Raw genomic sequence first — 16,313 nt, 5'->3', positions numbered from 1 at the left:
CCGGGGCCCGCACCCGACCTGAGGCTCGACCACGTGGAGGGATGTCGGCGATGACATCGAAGATCCTGCTCGTCACCGGAGACGCCGCCGAGTCACTGGAGGTGTTCTACCCGTACCAGCGGCTGCGCGAGGAGGGCTACCAGGTCGACATCGCGGCACCCAGCAGGAAGCGGCTCCAGTTCGTGGTGCACGACTTCGTCGAGGGGTTCGACACCTACACCGAGAAGCCCGGCTACACCTGGCCCGCCGACCTGGCCTTCGCCGACGTCGACCCGGCCGACTACGTGGCCCTGGTCATCCCCGGCGGACGCGCCCCCGAGTACCTGCGCAACGACCCGGACGTGCAGCGGATCACCCGGCACTTCTTCGCCGGTGACAAGCCGGTCGCCCAGATCTGCCACGGCCCGCTGATCACCGCCGCCGCCGGCGTGCTGGACGGCCGCCGCACCTCCGCCTACCCCGCGCTCGCCCCGGACGTCAGGGCGGCGGGCGCCGAGTTCGTGGACGGCGAGGCGGTGGTGGACGGCGTGGTCGTCTCGGCCCGCGCCTGGCCCGACCACCCGGCGTGGCTGCGGGCCTTCATCGAGGTCCTGCGCACCAAGGCGCCGCTCGCCTGACGCACGCCCCGCCGCCGTTCCCACGGCTGTTCCCGGAGCCGTTCCTCCCGGAGCCGTACCCCGAGCCGTCTCGGGGTACGGCTCCGGGTCCGTTCCGGGTGCGATCAGGGTCGGCCACCGCCCATCGGTCGATGACCGCCACCCGATGCTCTGACAGAGTGTCAACAGCCGGGGGCCACGCTCCGGTTGACGACTCCCACCACCCAGACCAGGGAGGCCGGCATGACCGCCGCCCCGACCCTTCCGACCGTTCCGACGGCCACCCGGACCGCTCCGGCCACCGCGCGCAACCGGCCGGCCCTGCGCACCGCCATCGCGGCCGCCGTCGGCGCCGGCCTGCTGGCCGCACTGGCCCCGGCCGCCGCCGCCCAGCCCGCCGGCCGTCCCGCCGCCGGCTGCGGCGCCCCGCACGCCGGCGCCGCCACCCGGGCCGGCGCCGGCGACACCCCCGAGCGCCACGCCGACTGGGCGGCCGCCGACGCCGCCCTCGCCGGGATGACCGACCCCGGCTACGCGACCTCCGCCCTCGGCGCCGTCCGCGAGGACGGCCGGCTGGTCTGGCGCAACGCCACCGGCGTCGCCGAACTCGCCACCGGCCGGCCCGCCGACCCGCGCGGCTCCTTCCGGATCGGCAGCGCCACCAAGCCCTTCGTCGCCACCACCCTGCTCCAGCTCGTCGGCGAACACCGGCTGGACCTCGACGACCGCCTGGAGTGCCTGCTGCCGGGCATCGTCCCGAACAGCAGCGCCATCACCGTCCGGCAACTGCTCAACCACACCAGCGGCGTCGCCGACTACACCCAGGACCAGGCCTTCGACTTCCGGCGGCCGGAGTGGCTCGCCGGCGGCCGCTTCAAGCACTACGGCCTCCAGGACCTGGTGGACATCGCCAAGCGCTACCCGCCCGCCTTCCCGCCCGGCCAGGACTGGCAGTACTCCAACACCAACTACATCCTGGTCGGGATGGTCATCGAGAAGCTCACCGGCCGCGGCTGGAACGAGGAGGTGACCAGCAGGATCATCCGCCCGCTCGGCCTCACCGGCACCCGGATGCCCGGCGACTCGCCCTTCCTCCCCGGCCCGCACGCCCGCGGCTACTACAAGGCCGGCACCGGCCCGGTCGACGTCACCCTGTTCAACCCCTCGATGGCCGGCCCGTCCGGCGCGGGCGTCTCCACCACCGCCGACCTGACCACCTTCCTGGACGCCCTGCTCGGCGGCCGCCTGCTGCGCCCGGCCGAACTCGCCGCCATGCAACAGACCACCGACCACGGCGAGGGCCGGACCTACGGCCTCGGACTGCAACGCCTGGACACCCCCTGCGGTTCCTTCTGGGGCCACGCCGGCGGCATCCCCGGCTACAGCACGATGATGCTCGGCTCGGCGGACGGCAGGCGCGAGTTCGCCGGGAGCACCACCGTCTACGACGCCCCGGACGACGCCGCCAACGCCGCCTGGAACAAGGTGATCACGACCGCGCTGTGCGGCGTCCGGCCGACGGCCGCCGGAACCGACCTCGCCCGCATGGCGCCGTGACCGACCCCCTACGCTGACCGGCGACACAACCGCCCACCGTCATCAGGAGGACGAGACATGGCAGAGCCGCTGATCGCCGCAGTCGGGGGCAAGGTGCCGGCCGTCGACCCGAGCGCCTTCGTGGCGCCGAACGCCGTCGTGGTCGGGGACGTGACCGTCGCCGCGGGCGCGAGCCTCTGGTACGGCGCGGTGCTGCGCGGGGACGCCGAGTCGATCACCGTCGGCGCGGGCAGCAACATCCAGGACAACTGCACCCTGCACGCCGACCCCGGCTTCCCGCTGGTGGTCGGCGAACGGATCTCGGTCGGCCACAACGCGGTGCTGCACGGCTGCACGGTCGAGGACGACGCGCTGGTGGGCATGAACGCCACCGTGCTCAACGGCGCCCGGATCGGCGCCGGTTCGCTGGTCGCGGCCGGCGCGGTGGTGCCGCAGGGCATGGCCGTCCCGCCGGGATCACTGGTCGCCGGCGTCCCGGCCAAGGTCCGCCGCGAGCTGACCGAGGACGAGAAGGCGGGCATCAAGGCCAACGGCGCCGGCTACCAGCTGCTCGCCGAGGCGCACGGGGAGATCTAGCCGCAACGCCGTCCGGCCGGGCCGGTCGGAGCCCGCCTCGGGGAACCGGTGAACCTCCGGGAGCCGCGGGGCGAGCTCCGACACCCGTGGAGTCGCGTACTGTTACAGGGTGGTGACAGTCCGTCCACAACCGGGGAGGGGGGCGGGGCGTCCCCACAGATGACGGAGCCCGAACCGCACCACCTGTGCCTTCGGGTCGAACCCTCCCTGGAAAGAGGTCCACCCGTGATCGTCTCCAAGCGGAACTCCCTGCGCCTGGCCGCCGTGGCCGCCCTCGGCGCGCTCTCCCTCACCCTGGCGGGCACCGCCGTGGCCGCCGCCCCCGCGGCCGACTCCCGGCCCGTGGCCGCCGTGCAGCCGGCCGCCGCGCAGGCCGGCATCACCGCCCAGCCGTCCGTCTCCTCCGTCCAGGCGTGGCAGCTGTTCCGGGTCACCGGCACGACCACCGGCCTCCCGGCGGGAAGCACGGTGACCCTCCAGCAGAAGCAGAACGGCGCCTGGGTGACTCTGCCCGCCTCCGTCCGCACGACCGCCGACGGCTCCTACTCGCTCGGCGCGAAGCTCGGCATCAAGGGCCTGAACGAGCTGCGCATCATCAGCGGAAGCACCGCCTCCCCCGTGTTCACCGTCACCGTGCGCTGACCGAGGGCCCACGGGCGTCCGCACGGGCACCGGCGTGCTCGTGCGGACCGGCCGCCGCCGGTTCCACCGCCACGGGCGCGGGCCGGCGCCGGTCGACCACCCAGGCGAGCACCGCGACCAGCGTCCCCGTGGCCGCCAGGACCGCGCCGACCAGCGTCGGCGCGGTCCAGCCGTACCCGGCGTCCAGCGCCAGCCCGCCGAAGTACGCACCCTGGGCGTTGGCCAGGTTGAAGGCGCCCTGCACCGTCGCCGAGGCCAGGGTCGGTGCGCTGCGCGCCTTCTGGAGCACCAGGGTCTGCACGGCGGGCACGATCGCGAAGCCGAACAGCCCGATCAGCACCACCGTGACGGCCGCCGACCAGCGGGTGTGCGCGCTCACCGCGAACAGCGCCAGGGTGGCGGAGAGCAGCACGAAGGCCGCGCAGACGGTGGGGCGCAGCGCCCGGTCGGCGGCGAAGCCGCCCAGCACGTTGCCGATCGTCATGCCGACCCCGAACAGCGCCAGCACCAGGGTCACCGAGCCGGTGGCGTACCCGGAGACCTCGGTGAGCAGCGGCGTGATGTAGCTGTAGCAGGCGAAGAAGCCGCCGCAGCCGAACACCACGGTGGCCAGCGCCAGCCAGAGCTGCCCGCTGCGGAAGGCCCGCAGCTCGTGCCGGAGCCCGGACTGGCCGGGGGAGGGGAGCGCGGGCACCAGCCGGGCGATGGCGAGCGTCCCGGCGACGGCGATCAGCACGACCACCAGCATGGTCGCCCGCCAGCCGAGGTGCTGGCCGAGCAGGGTGGCGGCCGGGACGCCGACGATGTTGGCGACGGTCAGTCCGGAGAACATCACGGCCACCGCCCGGGCCCGCCGGTCCGGCCGGACCAGCTCGGCCGCCGCCACCGCGCCCGCCCCGAAGAAGGCGCCGTGCGGCAGCCCGGTGATCAGCCGGGCGGCGGCCAGCGTCCAGAAGTCGGGGGCCATCGCGCACAGCAGGTTGCCGGTCGCGAACAGCGCGGCCAGCGCCACCAGCACCGCCTTGCGCGGCCGTCCGGCGGCCAGCGCGGTGAGCAGCGGGGCGCCGACCACCACCCCCAGCGCGTACGCCGAGATCAGCCAGCCCGCCTGCGGGATGGAGACGTGGAGGCTGTCGGCGACCTGGGGGAGCAGCCCCATGGCGGCGAATTCGGTGGTTCCGATGGCGAACGCGGTGACGGCCAGCGCGAGCAGCGCGAGAGGCAAGGGGGTGACTCCGGAGTGATGCCGACGGACCGGGGGAGTGCGCGGCGAGGGGAAGGCGGGACGGGGTGGCGGGATGAGGTGGTGGGACGAATTCGTTCGTCCGGCATCCTAATCCGGCCGGATGACGGCTCCGTGAGGTGCGCGTGACGAACGGGGGTCGCCGACGCGGCTCCCGCGCGCGAGACTGGGAGCATGTGCCGCAACATCAAGACGCTGCGACCTCCCGTCACGCCCGACGCCGACGAGGAGGACTTCCGCGCCGCCGCGCTCCAGTACGTCCGCAAGGTGTCCGGCTTCCGCGCCCCCGCCGCGCACAACCGGGAGGCCTTCGACCGGGCCGTGGACGCGGTCGCGGAGGCCACCGCCCGGCTGCTCGCCGAGCTGGAGGTCCGCGGCTCGCACGTCGGGGCCGTCGAGCCGGCCCGGGCCGTCGGGTAGGCGGGCCGTGATGAACGCCGCCGAGCGCTACGCCCTCACCTTCCCCGGCACCCCCGGCACCCAGGCCCCGCAGGACGTCGTGGTGGTCACCCGCACCGACGCGACCGGCCCGGGCGGCCATCCGGTGTACGAGGACGAGAGCGGGATCGTCCGGGCGGAGATCAGCGACGCCGGCGAGGTCAGGATGCTCGCCAGCGGCGGCCACCAGAGCCCGCACCTGCCGGTCCATGCCCACCCGCTGTCCTGACCGCCGGGCCGCTCCCCGGAGGCGCCGGCGCCGGGGGCCCTGCTTCGGGCACAATCGCCCTATGACCACAGCGAGTTGGCAGGGCATCGTGATCGCCGAGAGCGACCGCACCGTCGTCGTCGAGGGCAACCACTACTTCCCGGCTGAGGCGGTCCGCGCCGAGTACCTGCGGCCCTCGGGGACCACCACGGTGTGCGGCTGGAAGGGCACCGCCGGCTACTACACCCTGGAGGTGGACGGGCGGACCAACCCGGACGCCGCCTGGTTCTACGCCGACCCGTCGCCCGAGGCCGAGCAGGTGCGCGGCCGGGTGGCGTTCTGGCGCGGGGTGGAGGTCGTCGAGTAGTCCGGCTCTGCCGGGCGGTGCCGCAGTGAAAGGGGTTCCCATGGCAGTCTTCCGCAGGCCGGGCCGCTCCCGGCCGGCCCCCGGACCCGACCTGACCGAGCGGCTCGCCGAGCTGGTCGAGGAGGCCGAGCAGCCGCTCGGCAGGGGTCAGGTCGCCGAGTACGCGGCGAAGCAGCGCGGCCGCGGCCGGGCCGTGGTGCTGCACACCGCCCGGCTGCTCGGCAGCGGCGGCCGGGCCGCCGCCAGGGGCGCGGCGAAGGGCGCCGCGTACGGCGGCAGGGCCATGACCGAACAGCTGGTGCAGGCGGCGCCGCGGATCCCGGTGCGCGACCTCGCCACCCTGCGGGCCCAGCACCCGGCCGCGGCCTTCCCCGAGCAGCTGGCCGACCTGCTGGTCACCGGCGCGGTCCGGGCCTCCAGCGCGCTCGGCGCCGGGGTCGGCGCGGCGGCGATGCTTCCGGTGCCGCCCGCGATGCCGGTGGAGATCGCGGCCGAGACGCTCGCGGTGGCGGCGGTGGAGGTCAAGCTGATCGCCGAGCTGCACGAGGTCTACGGCACCCCGGCGCAGGGCACCGCCACCCAGCGGGCGGGCGCCTACCTCGGCGCCTGGGCCAACCGTCGCGGGATCGACGCGTCCTTCCTGGTCCGCCCCGCCGGCTTCGCGGCGCTGGCGCTCGGCTCGGAGGTCCGCCAGCAGGTCCGCCGACGGCTGACCCGCAGCTCCCTGCGCCGCCTGCCGTCGGTGACCCCGCTGCTGGTGGGCGCCGGCATCGGCGCCACCATGAACCGCCGCGACACCCGGCGCCTGGCCGACGAGGTCCGTGAGGACCTGCGCCCCCGCCGCCCCGCCGACCCCGGGTACTGGACCGCCGCCGCGCCGCCGCCGAAGGCCGAGCCGACTCCCTGAACCGGCTCCTCGCGGCGGGGCCCAGGGTTCCCGGGCCCGGGGCTCCTAGGCTTCCGGCGGTGCCGGGGCGGTCGCGCCCCCGCCGGCCTTGACGCCGTGCACCATCGCCTGGTGGATCGTCCGCGCGGTGGTCTCGTCGGCCGCCCGTACCGGGCTGCCGACGACGGTGTACCAGTCCAAGGCGCCGGTGTACTGGACGGTCAGCCGAGCCTCGCCGTCCACCCAGGTGGTGTGCACGGTGAGGTCGCCGGAGATCGGGCCGATCTCCGTGGTGGTCACGCCGCCGGGGCCGCTGATGATCGACTGGGTGGTCCAGGTCGCCCACGACGTGCGCGGGTCCGCGGGTGGCCGGGCCTGGCGGTTGCTCTGGTCGTGTTCGGTCATGCGCCTATCCTCCCCTGCGGGTGGCCCGCCGCCGGAGCAGCGACACCTGCGGTAGCGGCGACCGCCCGGTCCCACCGGGCGGTCGGTTCGGTACGGCGGACGGGTCAGCCGGACAGGCCGGGCTCGTCCGGCATCGGGGCGCCCTCCGCCTGGGAGGTGTCCTGGGCGTGCAGGTTCTGCATCGAGGGGACGCCCTCCTCGGGGTCCGCGGCGCGGACGTCCTCGTCCTCCTCGGTGCTCACCTTGGACCGGTCGCTCATGTCGGTCATCGCGGGCTCCGTCTCCTCGGCCGTCCCGGGCGCCGGGCCGGAGGCGCGGCAGGGCCGGTGGTGTCACTTCGCCCTTACAGCCTGCCTCCGCCCCGGCTCCGGGGCCAGCCGGGTGATCCCCGGCGCCCCGCCGGTGCCAGGGCGCGGCGCGACGCGGCGCCACGAGGGTGTCACCAGGTCGTCACCAGGTCGTCACCAGGTCACGGGCAGTGACCGCATCCCGTAGATGAACGAGTCGGTGCGGAACGCCAGCTCCTCGCGCGGGACGGTCAGCCGCAGCCCGGGCAGCCGGCGGAACAGCGTGGCCAGCGCGATCTGGAGCTCGGCGCGGGCCAGCGGCTGGCCGAGGCACTGATGGACGCCGAAGCCGAAGGCCATGTGCCGCCGGGCGTCCCGGTCCAGGTCCAGCTCGTCGGTCGGCGGCCGGCCGGCGCCGCCGAACACCTCCTCGTCCCGGTTGGCGGTGGAGAGCATCGCCATCACGCCCTCCCCGGCCCTGACCGTCGTGCCGCCCAGCTCGACGTCCTCCAGTGCCACCCGGGGCACCCCGGTGTGCACGATGGTGAGGTGCCGCAGCAGCTCCTCCACCGCGCCGGGCACCGTGGCCGGGTCGGTCAGCCTGGCGATCTGCTCGGGCCGGTCCAGCACCAGGGCGGTGGAGAGCGCGATCATGTTCGCGGTGGTCTCGTGCCCGGCGACCAGCAGCAGGATGCCGGTGGCGGCGGCCTCGCGCGGGGTCAGGTCGTCCCGGACGGCGAGCCGGCTGAGGATGTCGTCCTCCGGCCGCGCCCGCTTCCTGGCGGTCAGCGCCTCCAGGTAGTCCAGCAGCTCGTCCTGGGCCGCGAGGAGCTGCTCGACCGTACTGGTGTTGGTGAGCAGCGTCCGGCTGACCCCCTGGAAGAACTCGCGGTCCTCGTACGGCACACCGAGCAGCAGGCAGATCACCAGCGAGGGGACGGGCAGTGCGAAGCCGGCGACCAGGTCGGCCTCGGTGCGGCCCTCGGTCATCCGGTCCAGCGCCTCGTCCACGATCCGCTGGATGTCCGGGCGCATCGCCTCGACCCGCTTGACCAGGAAGTCCCCGGTGACCATCCGGCGCTGCCGGGCGTGCTCGGGGTCGTCGAGCCGCAGGAAGCTCGGGTTCTCGACGATCCGCTCCCGGACGCCGGGGACCAGCACCGGGAAGGAGGGGTGGCGTACGTCCGCGCTGAACCGGCGGTCGGACAGCACGGTGCGGACCTCGGCGTAGCCGGTCGCCAGCCAGCAGGGCTCGCCCCCGGGCAGGTCGATGCGGGACAGCTGGGAGGTGGCGGCGGCCTCGGTGTACGCGGGCGGCGGGCCGAACGGACAGCCGGCCGAGTGCGGGGCCGGGAACGGGGCGGTGAGGTGGGTGGGTGTGCTCGTCAAGGCGGGGTCTCCTTGCGTGGCGATCTTCTCCGATGGGGGTGCGGTGGCGCGGACGCCGGTGGGGGCGCGCCGTGGTGCGGTGGCCGTGACCGGGCCGGTCAGCCCTCGGCCGGGGCGGTCGGGGTGCCGTACGGTTCCGCCTCGACCACGGTGATCGCGCCACCCGGGCAGAGCTGCGCGGCCAGCCTGAGTTCCTCGAACTGGTCGGGACGGAAGGTGGTCTGACGGAGCTTCACCAGACTGTCCTCGTCGTCCTGGTCGAAGACCTCGGGGACGTTCAGGACGCACATCCCGGAGCTGCAACAGCGGTCCCGGTCGACACTCACCCGCATGGTGGGGCACCTCTCGCCAGTGCGCCGCCGGCTGCCCGGCGGCCGCCTTCTCATGGTCCCTGCCAACCTAACCCGCCGTTGTTCCGTTCACGGAGGGTTCCGGGGCGGGATCACCGAGAATGGCCGATTCGGTTCCCGTCGTATCTTCCGTGCAGGGCAAGAGGTTTGAATGAGCGTCAGTCGGCGGATGCGGGGCCGGGAGCACCGTGTCCTGGCGTCCGGCGCTCGCGTCCGGGCCGCGGGCGGTGGGTCCGGACGACCGCCCGGCTCACAGCCCTTCGGCGGCGGCGATCGCCCGGACCGCCTCGACGGTGTCGGCCTCGGCGGCGGCCTTGTCGGGCCGGTAGCGCACCACTCGGGCGAACCGCAGGGCGAGGCCGGCCGGGTAGCGGGGGCTGCGCTGCACCCCGTCGAACGCGATCTCGACGACCAGTTCCGGCCGGACCCGCACCGTCCGGGCGTCCCGCCCGGTCTCCCGGGCCAGCAGCTCGGCGGTCTGCCAGGCGAGCGTCTCGTCGGTCAGGCCCTTGAAGGTCTTGCCGAGCATCACCCACGGGCCCGTCCCGGCCTCGTCCGTCGCCCGGGCCCCCAGGTGCAGGTTGCTGAGGAAGCCGCGGCGCCGCCCGCTGCCCCACTCCGCGGCCAGCACCACCAGGTCCAGGGTGTGCCGGGGCTTCACCTTGATCCAGCCCGTGCCGCGCCGCCCGGCCGCGTAGCCGACCGCGGGGTCCTTCACCAGCACGCCCTCGTGGCCGAGCGCCAGCGTCTCGCGGAAGAAGGCCAGCGCCCGCTCGGCGTCGCCGGTCTCGACCCGGGCCACCCGCAGGCCGTCCGGCACCGCCTCGGCCAGGGCCGCCCAGCGCTCCCGGCCCGGACGGTCCACCAGGTCCTCGCCGTCCCGGTGCAGCAGGTCGAAGAAGTAGGCGGCGAGCGGGACTTCGGCGCGCAGCCGGTCCGGGTCCCGGCGGGAGGCGGCGCGTGCGGCGGTCTCCTGGAACGGGCGCGGACGCCCGTCGGGGCCGAGCGCGATCGCCTCACCGTCGAGCACCGCCGAGCGCAGCGGCAGCGCCAGCGCGGCCTCGACCACCTCGGGGACGCGCGCGGTGACGTCGTCCAGGCTCCGGGTGAACACCGCGACCTGTCCGCCCTCGCGGTGCACCTGCATCCGGATGCCGTCCAGCTTCCACTCCAGCGCGGCCGGACCGGTGCGCTCCAGCGCCGTGGCCACGTCCGGCGCGGAGGAGGCCAGCATCGGCCGCACCGCCCGTCCCACCTCCAGCCGGAACGCTTCCAGCGCGGCCACCCCGCCGGTCAGCGCCGCCTCCGCCACCGCGCGGGCCGATCCCCGGAACATCAGCGCCCGCCGCATCGCCGCGGCCGGCACCCCGGCCGCCTGCGCCACGGCGTCCCCGACCACCGCGTCCAGCGCCCCCTGCCGCAGGTCCCCGACCAGCACCGCCCGCAGGAACTCCTGCTCGACCCCGGTCGCCCGCGCGAACAGCCCGTGCACCAGCCGCCGCCGCTCCGCCTGCGCCCCGGCGCCGTGCACCCCGGCGATCCGCTCCAGCTCCCGCTCCGTCTCCCGCACCCCGAGCGACGCCTCCATCGCCGGCTCCGGCAACCCCCGCAGCGCGGCCGGCCCGACCCCCGTCCGCAGCCGCTGCGACTCCCCGGACAGCAGTGCCACCGCCGCTGCCCCGTCCACCGGCCCCAGCTCCCGCAGGCACTGCGCCAGCAACCCGGTCTTCGCCCGCCGCCCCGCCTCCGCCGCCACCTCCCGCGACACCGACGCCAACCGCCACAACCCCGGCACACCACCACCTCCACCCCCCCAGCTTCGGCCCCGGTCCCCACCCCCGCACCACGACCACCGCGCGCGTGGTCCGTGCCCCGGGCGGCATCCCGGGGAGCGCCGGGAGCCGGTCGGGCCGCCGCCCACCGGATCGTGGTGCGACCATGCGGGACGTCGCCCGCGCGGCCGGGATGTCACGGGCCACGCCGAGGTGCTCCGTCCCGGCGGCGCCCGCCCGGCTTCGGGGCCGGGGCCGACCCGTACGGCTTCGGCAAGGCGACGCAGTGGCGTGCACGGGCGGTGGTCCTGGCCGGGGCGGTGATCGGTGGTGGCCCGACGGGGCGCCATGCTGGGGGGCTCACAGTGCCCCCGAGTGACTGGAGAGCGAGATGAGCGACACCCCCTCGACCCCGTGGAGCGTCGGCGCGCCCGAGGCCGGCGACTACCCGGCCTGGCGTGAACTGTTCCGGGGCTACTGCGAGTTCTACCGGGTGCCGGCTTCGGAGGAGAAGGCCGAGCTGGTGTGGTCCTGGCTCACCGACCCCGCGCACGAGCTGGCGGGGCTGCTGGTCAGGGACGAGGAGGGCCGGCCGGTCGGGCTCGCCCACTACCGTCCGTTCTCGCGGCCCCTGCACGGGGCCGTCGGCTGCTTCCTGGACGACCTGTTCGTCGCGCCGGAGGTCCGCGGTGGCGGGGCGGTGGACGAGCTGTTGGGCCGGCTGCGGGAAATCGCGGCCGAACGCGGGTGGAATACCGTCCGCTGGATCACCTCCGAGGACAATTACCGGGCCCGTGGCAAGTACGACCAGGTCGCCACCCGGACCGGGTTCCTCACCTACGACATGGCTCCGGACACCCAGGACAGCTGAGGCCGTGGCCCGACCGCCGGACATCCGTTCGGAATTTCTGTTATCGACGCCCCGCCGGGAGGTCTCCCAAGTGTCGGCACCCGACCAGTCGACCCGGAACAGAAAGCGTGGCCACGTGAACAGCGACGACAGGACGACCATCCTCCCGGCGAGCGGAGGCGGCGACAGCGGGAGCGGAGCCCGAGGCCCCGCCGGCGGCCGGGCGGCCCGGCGTGCTGCCGAGCGGCACACCGGCCGGGGCCGGCGGGGCCGGCGGCGCGGCGGGATCGTCCCGGTCGCCGCGGTCGTCGCCGTCGTGGCCGGCACCGGACTGTTCGCCGCGCTGGCCGGTGCCGGCTACGCGGCGTACGGCGGCAAGCAGACCGACCGCGACATGGCCGGCCAGTCGCTGGCCGCCGACGCGCTGATCTCGGCCGAGCTGGGCACGCGCGAGGGCATCCAGGTCCCCGGCGCCGGCGGGACGAACCCCGACCTTCCGCCGTCGGGAACCGCCACCGCCACCGACCCGGCGGCGACTCCGAGCGCCCCGGCCACCCCGACCGCCGGCACCGGGGCCTCCCCGACGGCGTCGGCTGCCGCCACTCCGGCCGGCACCCCGACCCCCACCGCCACGGCCTCCGCGGCCAAGGCGAGCCCGAGCGCCACCCGCACCGCCGCGGCCGCCCAGACCACGGCTCAGACCGCTGCCCAGACCGCCGCCAAGCGGGCCCCCGCAGGCCCGCCGGCGGGTGGGGGCGCTTCGCCGTCGGACGCGCAGGAGGTCGTCAACCTGGTCAACGCCGAGCGGGCCAAGGCCGGCTGCGGCCCGGTCAGTGCCGAACCCCGGCTGGCGAGTGCGGCCCAGTCGCACAGCGACGACATGGCCAACCGCAACTACTTCGACCACGCCAGCCCCGAGGGCGAGCACGCCGACCACCGGATCGAGGCCGCCGGCTACAACTGGAGCACCTGGGGCGAGAACATCGCCCGTGGCCAGAAGGACCCGGCCGCGGTGATGGAGTCCTGGATGAACAGCCCCGGTCACCGGGCCAACATCCTGAACTGCTCGTTCAAGCAGCTCGGCGTGGGCGTGCGGACCGGCGCCAACGGTCCCTGGTGGACGCAGGTGTTCGCCGCCCCGGCATGACCGGCCCAGGCCCGGTCCACTCCAGGACCGGGCAGCCCGGATCGAGTCGGCTGATCCGAGCCGGTCGATCCGGGCCGATTTTCCGATTCCGCGCACATTGTTGTTATCTGATCACTCCCCACAGGTCTCCGAGGAGGCAGCGGCGGACGGAAACACGGCAAGACGGAGTGCGGACCATGAACGCTGATGTGCAGAACAGGACCGGGAGCACCCTGGTACTCGCGGCGCAGGCAGGTGACCGGCAGGCCAGGGAGGCGCTGGTCGCCGCCTGGCTGCCGCTCGTCTACAACGTGGCCGGCCGCGCCCTCGGCGGCCACGCCGACGTGGACGACGTGGCGCAGGAGACCATGATCAGGGCGCTGGACGGCCTGGACGGGCTCCGCGACCCCGGGTCCTTCCGGTCCTGGCTGGTCGCCATCACCATGAACCAGGTGCGTCGCCGTCATGCCGACGGCCGGCAGCAGCCGACCGTCGGCGGGCTGGACGAGACCTGGGAGGTCGCCGACCCCAGGGCCGACTTCACCGACCTCACCATCCTGCGCCTCGGTCTGTCCGGCCAGCGCCGGGAGGTGGCCGAGGCCACCCGCTGGCTCGACCCGGACGACCGCGAACTGCTCGCCCTCTGGTGGCTGGAGGCGGTCGGCGAACTCACCCGCGCCGAACTCGCCGAGGCCCTCGACCTGAGCCCGCAGCACACCGCCGTGCGCGTGCAGCGGATGAAGAAGCAGCTCGAAGCGGGACGGGTCGTGGTCCGCGCGCTCGGCGCCTACCCCCGCTGTTCCGGACTGGCCGAGCTCACGGCGGGGTTCGACGGCGCCCCGAACTCGGTCTGGCGCAAGCGCATCGCCCGTCACATCCGCGACTGCGCCGACTGCGGCCGCCTCGGCCGTGACCTCTTCCCGGCCGAAGGCCTGCTGGCCGGCCTCGCCCTGGTGCCGGTCCCGCTCGACTCGCCCGTGCTGCTGCACTTCCAACACACCGCGGCCACGGCGGCCTCCTCGACGGCGGCCGCCGGAGCGGGCCAAGGCGCGGGGGCCGGAGCCCACGGCAGCACCGGCGCCCACGCCGGAGCGGGCGGTCCCGGAGGCTGGGCCGGCACCGCGGCCCGCAAGGCCGTCCTGGCGAGCGGCGCGGCCGCCGCGGTGGCGGTGACCACCCTGGCCCTGGTCTGGCCGCAGGGAGGCGAGCCGCCGCGGAAGACGGCACCGGAGCCGACCGCCCCGGCCGCCGCCCAGGACACCCAGCCGACCGCGGCCCAGGACACCCCGACGGCCGCCGTCGCGCCCGTCGGGGTCGCCCCCACACCGGTGCCGACTCCGACCGCCGCGACGAGCCCGACACCGACGCCGACACCCTCGCCGACCGCGACCCGCACCGTCTCCCCGCAGCCCAACCCGGAACGCCAACTGGTGGACCTGGTCAACGCCGAGCGCGGCAAGGCGGGTTGTGCGCCACTGCGGATCGACCCGCGGCTGCACAGCTCCGCCCAGAAGCACGCCGACGACATGGCCACCCGGGGCTTCTTCGACCACGTCAACCCGGACGGCATCCGCGCCGAGGCCCGGATCACCGGTGCCGGCTACCGCTGGTCCCAGTGGGGCGAGAACCTCGACCGGGGCCCGGCCACCCCGGCCGCGGTCTTCGCCCGCTGGATGGACGGCGGAATCCACCAGTCCAACATGCTCGACTGCGGCTTCAAGGACATCGGCGTCGGCTTCGCCACCAGCCCGGCCGGCACCCCGTACTGGACCCAGGACCTCGGAGCCCCGATGTCCTGAGCACCGGAACAGGACAGCACCGGACAGCGCGAGACGGAAAAGGACAGGACGGAGCAGCGCCGAACGGGCCCGCGGGACTACGCCGGAGTGACCCCGACCAGGCCGTCCGCCGACCCGGTCACGAAGCCCGTGGCCTGCCCGAAGACGCCACCCGCGTCACCGACCTGCCCCGGCAGGTCCGGAGAGCTGCTCAGCGGCCCGGGCAGCCCCTCCTGCCCGCCCACGGCACTGGCGTGCGCACTCGGCGCGGTGAGGGAGGCCACGACACCGACGGCGAGCGAGGCGACGGCGAGCATGCTGCGCTTCTTCATGGCCGGTCCAACGACGCTGCGCCGGAAGGGTTACGGCTGCGGCCCCCTCCGGCAGCGCCGTCACTCCTCGGGCCGGCGTGGCGCGATGCGGAAGTCGAGCGTGCTCAGGACGGTCGCCGTCCGGGCCCGCAACTGCGCCTCCGAGTCGGCGGTGATCACGAAGCGGAGGAAGTAGTTCTCCTTCTCCAGGCTCGTCACCCGGTAGCCGTCGACGACCTCGGCGTCGATGACACCGGCCAGCGCGCGCAGATCGTCCTCCGTGGTCCTGACGTCGACGGTACCGAGTTCCTCGGCTTCCAGATCGACCCAGCCGATGATCGGCAGGGCGCGGAGCGGGTCAGGTCGCTCCGCCGGGACGGTGAAGTCGCCCAGGGACATGGAGACGACCGTCTCGAACGGGTCGATTCCGCTGCTCTCGCGGATCACCGTGGGATACATCCCGCCCCCGGGGCGCGGATTGATCTCCACCAGCTCCGTCCGGCCGTCCGGGGTGGCACGGCCCTCGACGTGCAGCCAGAGCTGGTCGAGGCCGAGGTCGGCGCAGAGGGCGCCGATCGTCGCGCTCAGGACGCGCACACCCTCGCGCACGTGGTCCTGCTGGGGCGGATGGATCCGGAGCCCCGCGTCGTGGTGTCTGATCTCGTCGTGTTCGGGTTTCTCGACGGCCAGGACCGGGTGGAAGCGGCCGCCGACGACCAGGCCGTCCACGGAGAACTCGATGCCGGGCAGGTACTCCTCGGCGATCATCTCGGTGCCGGTCTCGCCGAGTTCGGCCAGCAGGCGCCGATGGGCGAGGAGGGCTTCGGGGTCGTTCACCCGGTAGACCAGCCAGGAGGCCGCGGACTCCCGCGAGGGCTTGACGATGGCCGGGAAGAAGTCCACCGCCGCCAGGTCGTCGGAGAAGCGGACGGCGGACAGCCCGAGCGTCCGCATGCGCTCCCTGACCAGGTACTTGCTGGCCAGCACGTCGAGGCCGGCGCGGGGGCCCGGCAGGCCGTAGTGCGTGACCACCGCGGTCTGCCAGGGGATCAACGGCTCGACCATGTTGACGACGGCGACGGGTTCGATGCCGCGCCGGTCGAGCCGGGCGACGAGCGCCGCCACGTCCTCACTGTCCCAGTCGAAGACCAGGTGGTCGTCGCACCTGTCGCGATTGCGGTCGTCGGGAAGGCAGGACACCAGCACCGACCGCAGCCCGCGGGCCCGGAGCCGGTCGGCGACGAGACCGACGTTCCTGACACTCGGCCACTTGGAGAAGACGAGCACGGATTTCACTGTGAGCACTCCGTTATCAGACTTCGGCGGCATTGACCGGACCGCCGATGGTGGAAGAACGCGAGATACCCCCGTGCCGAGCCGGTCGGGTTCCAGCCGTCCACTCCCGGTGGGGAGGGCGTGCGAGACCGGCCGGATCCTGTCCAGGACATCCGGACCAACATCAACACTGGCAGAAGCCGCGGGCGCGCAGAAGTAAGCGGATCGCTTAGTCCCGGCGGGGCGATGTCAGCGTG

Annotated in this window: 19 protein-coding genes; 11 read left to right on the top strand and 8 right to left on the bottom strand. The window is 74.6% G+C overall.

Translation table 11 applies throughout. The features are described from left to right. Positions 1–50 precede the first annotated feature (50 nt). The 4 genes from ACIQOW_RS19850 (at position 51) to ACIQOW_RS19835 (ending at position 3,371) form a co-directional block, all read left to right on the top strand. Positions 51–617, top strand: a complete 567-nt coding sequence (locus ACIQOW_RS19850; protein WP_401086687.1) for a DJ-1/PfpI family protein — start codon at positions 51–53, stop codon at positions 615–617. A gap of 222 nt (positions 618–839) precedes the next feature. Further along, a complete protein-coding gene (locus ACIQOW_RS19845; RefSeq protein ID WP_401086684.1) occupies positions 840–2,153 on the top strand; it encodes a serine hydrolase domain-containing protein in 1,314 nt (437 codons plus the stop codon). Between the two features lie 57 nt (positions 2,154–2,210). Beyond that, positions 2,211–2,729 carry a gamma carbonic anhydrase family protein gene (locus tag ACIQOW_RS19840; RefSeq protein WP_401086682.1) on the top strand — a complete coding sequence of 173 codons (519 nt, stop codon included), beginning with the start codon at positions 2,211–2,213 and terminating at the stop codon, positions 2,727–2,729. Between the two features lie 228 nt (positions 2,730–2,957). Continuing rightward, positions 2,958–3,371 (top strand): hypothetical protein, encoded by a 414-nt coding sequence (locus ACIQOW_RS19835; RefSeq protein ID WP_401086782.1) that lies wholly within the window; start codon positions 2,958–2,960, stop codon positions 3,369–3,371. Here ACIQOW_RS19835 and ACIQOW_RS19830 read toward each other — a convergent pair. Beyond that, positions 3,358–4,596, bottom strand: a complete 1,239-nt coding sequence (locus tag ACIQOW_RS19830) for an MFS transporter (protein ID WP_401086679.1) — start codon at positions 4,594–4,596, stop codon at positions 3,358–3,360. The two genes, ACIQOW_RS19835 and ACIQOW_RS19830, sit on opposite strands and share 14 nt — an antisense overlap. A gap of 192 nt (positions 4,597–4,788) precedes the next feature. Here ACIQOW_RS19830 and ACIQOW_RS19825 point away from each other — a divergent pair, with 192 nt between their 5' ends. From ACIQOW_RS19825 to ACIQOW_RS19810, 4 genes are all read left to right on the top strand, one after another. Next, on the top strand, positions 4,789–5,034 hold the full coding sequence (locus ACIQOW_RS19825; protein WP_401086676.1) for a DUF2277 domain-containing protein: 246 nt from the start codon (positions 4,789–4,791) through the stop codon (positions 5,032–5,034). Between the two features lie 10 nt (positions 5,035–5,044). Then, the gene (locus ACIQOW_RS19820) at positions 5,045–5,281 is read left to right on the top strand and encodes a DUF6296 family protein (RefSeq protein WP_401086673.1); all 237 of its coding nucleotides are present in this window, start codon (positions 5,045–5,047) and stop codon (positions 5,279–5,281) included. Positions 5,282–5,342: 61 nt separating this feature from the next. After that, the gene (locus ACIQOW_RS19815; RefSeq protein WP_401086669.1) at positions 5,343–5,627 is read left to right on the top strand and encodes a DUF427 domain-containing protein; all 285 of its coding nucleotides are present in this window, start codon (positions 5,343–5,345) and stop codon (positions 5,625–5,627) included. 40 nt (positions 5,628–5,667) lie between these two features. Beyond that, entirely contained in the window at positions 5,668–6,534 is an 867-nt protein-coding gene (locus ACIQOW_RS19810; protein WP_401086666.1) for a hypothetical protein, read from the top strand. Between the two features lie 45 nt (positions 6,535–6,579). Here ACIQOW_RS19810 and ACIQOW_RS19805 read toward each other — a convergent pair whose 3' ends face one another. The 5 genes from ACIQOW_RS19805 to ACIQOW_RS19785 form a co-directional block, all read right to left on the bottom strand. Beyond that, positions 6,580–6,918, bottom strand: coding sequence for a hypothetical protein (locus ACIQOW_RS19805; protein WP_401086663.1), 339 nt, complete (start codon positions 6,916–6,918; stop codon positions 6,580–6,582). A 104-nt stretch (positions 6,919–7,022) separates the two neighbouring features. Further along, positions 7,023–7,187, bottom strand: coding sequence for a hypothetical protein (locus tag ACIQOW_RS19800; protein WP_401086660.1), 165 nt, complete (start codon positions 7,185–7,187; stop codon positions 7,023–7,025). A gap of 192 nt (positions 7,188–7,379) precedes the next feature. Further along, complete coding sequence (locus tag ACIQOW_RS19795; protein ID WP_401086657.1) at positions 7,380–8,594, bottom strand: cytochrome P450; 1,215 nt, start codon at positions 8,592–8,594, stop codon at positions 7,380–7,382. A 98-nt stretch (positions 8,595–8,692) separates the two neighbouring features. Further along, positions 8,693–8,926, bottom strand: coding sequence for a ferredoxin (locus tag ACIQOW_RS19790; protein WP_401086654.1), 234 nt, complete (start codon positions 8,924–8,926; stop codon positions 8,693–8,695). A 268-nt stretch (positions 8,927–9,194) separates the two neighbouring features. Continuing rightward, entirely contained in the window at positions 9,195–10,739 is a 1,545-nt protein-coding gene (locus ACIQOW_RS19785) for an ATP-dependent DNA ligase (RefSeq protein ID WP_401086651.1), read from the bottom strand. Positions 10,740–11,107: 368 nt separating this feature from the next. Between ACIQOW_RS19785 and ACIQOW_RS19780 the strand changes: the two genes are divergently transcribed. The 3 genes from ACIQOW_RS19780 to ACIQOW_RS19770 all read left to right on the top strand — a co-directional run bounded on the left by ACIQOW_RS19780 (position 11,108) and on the right by ACIQOW_RS19770 (position 14,491). Then, the gene (locus ACIQOW_RS19780) at positions 11,108–11,587 is read left to right on the top strand and encodes a GNAT family N-acetyltransferase (protein ID WP_401086648.1); all 480 of its coding nucleotides are present in this window, start codon (positions 11,108–11,110) and stop codon (positions 11,585–11,587) included. A 115-nt stretch (positions 11,588–11,702) separates the two neighbouring features. Next, positions 11,703–12,713 carry a CAP domain-containing protein gene (locus ACIQOW_RS19775; RefSeq protein ID WP_401086645.1) on the top strand — a complete coding sequence of 337 codons (1,011 nt, stop codon included), beginning with the start codon at positions 11,703–11,705 and terminating at the stop codon, positions 12,711–12,713. Between the two features lie 176 nt (positions 12,714–12,889). Beyond that, positions 12,890–14,491, top strand: coding sequence for a sigma-70 family RNA polymerase sigma factor (locus ACIQOW_RS19770; RefSeq protein ID WP_401086642.1), 1,602 nt, complete (start codon positions 12,890–12,892; stop codon positions 14,489–14,491). 77 nt (positions 14,492–14,568) lie between these two features. On the opposite strand, the gene ACIQOW_RS19765 is transcribed toward ACIQOW_RS19770, so the two are convergent. Then, a complete protein-coding gene (locus tag ACIQOW_RS19765) occupies positions 14,569–14,802 on the bottom strand; it encodes a hypothetical protein (RefSeq protein WP_188295027.1) in 234 nt (77 codons plus the stop codon). 60 nt (positions 14,803–14,862) lie between these two features. Next, positions 14,863–16,068: an acetyl-CoA carboxylase biotin carboxylase subunit family protein gene (locus ACIQOW_RS19760; protein ID WP_401086638.1), complete on the bottom strand. Its 1,206-nt coding sequence runs from the start codon at positions 16,066–16,068 to the stop codon at positions 14,863–14,865. Positions 16,069–16,313: the final 245 nt, after the last annotated feature.

The organism is Kitasatospora sp. NPDC091335, assembly GCF_044757205.1.
Classification (GTDB): domain Bacteria; phylum Actinomycetota; class Actinomycetes; order Streptomycetales; family Streptomycetaceae; genus Kitasatospora.
This window is presented reverse-complemented; position numbering and strand designations above follow the sequence as displayed.

What these genes read in the sequence shown, in the direction of transcription:
- ACIQOW_RS19850 (WP_401086687.1), top strand. Translation starts at nt 51, where the DNA reads ATGACATCGAAGATCCTGCTCGTCACCGGAGACGCCGCCGAGTCACTG.
- ACIQOW_RS19845 (WP_401086684.1), top strand. Translation starts at nt 840, where the DNA reads ATGACCGCCGCCCCGACCCTTCCGACCGTTCCGACGGCCACCCGGACC.
- ACIQOW_RS19840 (WP_401086682.1), top strand. Translation starts at nt 2,211, where the DNA reads ATGGCAGAGCCGCTGATCGCCGCAGTCGGGGGCAAGGTGCCGGCCGTC.
- ACIQOW_RS19825 (WP_401086676.1), top strand. Translation starts at nt 4,789, where the DNA reads ATGTGCCGCAACATCAAGACGCTGCGACCTCCCGTCACGCCCGACGCC.
- ACIQOW_RS19820 (WP_401086673.1), top strand. Translation starts at nt 5,045, where the DNA reads ATGAACGCCGCCGAGCGCTACGCCCTCACCTTCCCCGGCACCCCCGGC.
- ACIQOW_RS19815 (WP_401086669.1), top strand. Translation starts at nt 5,343, where the DNA reads ATGACCACAGCGAGTTGGCAGGGCATCGTGATCGCCGAGAGCGACCGC.
- ACIQOW_RS19810 (WP_401086666.1), top strand. Translation starts at nt 5,668, where the DNA reads ATGGCAGTCTTCCGCAGGCCGGGCCGCTCCCGGCCGGCCCCCGGACCC.
- ACIQOW_RS19805 (WP_401086663.1), bottom strand. Translation starts at nt 6,918, where the DNA reads ATGACCGAACACGACCAGAGCAACCGCCAGGCCCGGCCACCCGCGGAC.
- ACIQOW_RS19800 (WP_401086660.1), bottom strand. Translation starts at nt 7,187, where the DNA reads ATGACCGACATGAGCGACCGGTCCAAGGTGAGCACCGAGGAGGACGAG.
- ACIQOW_RS19790 (WP_401086654.1), bottom strand. Translation starts at nt 8,926, where the DNA reads ATGCGGGTGAGTGTCGACCGGGACCGCTGTTGCAGCTCCGGGATGTGC.
- ACIQOW_RS19780 (WP_401086648.1), top strand. Translation starts at nt 11,108, where the DNA reads ATGAGCGACACCCCCTCGACCCCGTGGAGCGTCGGCGCGCCCGAGGCC.
- ACIQOW_RS19770 (WP_401086642.1), top strand. Translation starts at nt 12,890, where the DNA reads ATGAACGCTGATGTGCAGAACAGGACCGGGAGCACCCTGGTACTCGCG.
- ACIQOW_RS19765 (WP_188295027.1), bottom strand. Translation starts at nt 14,802, where the DNA reads ATGAAGAAGCGCAGCATGCTCGCCGTCGCCTCGCTCGCCGTCGGTGTC.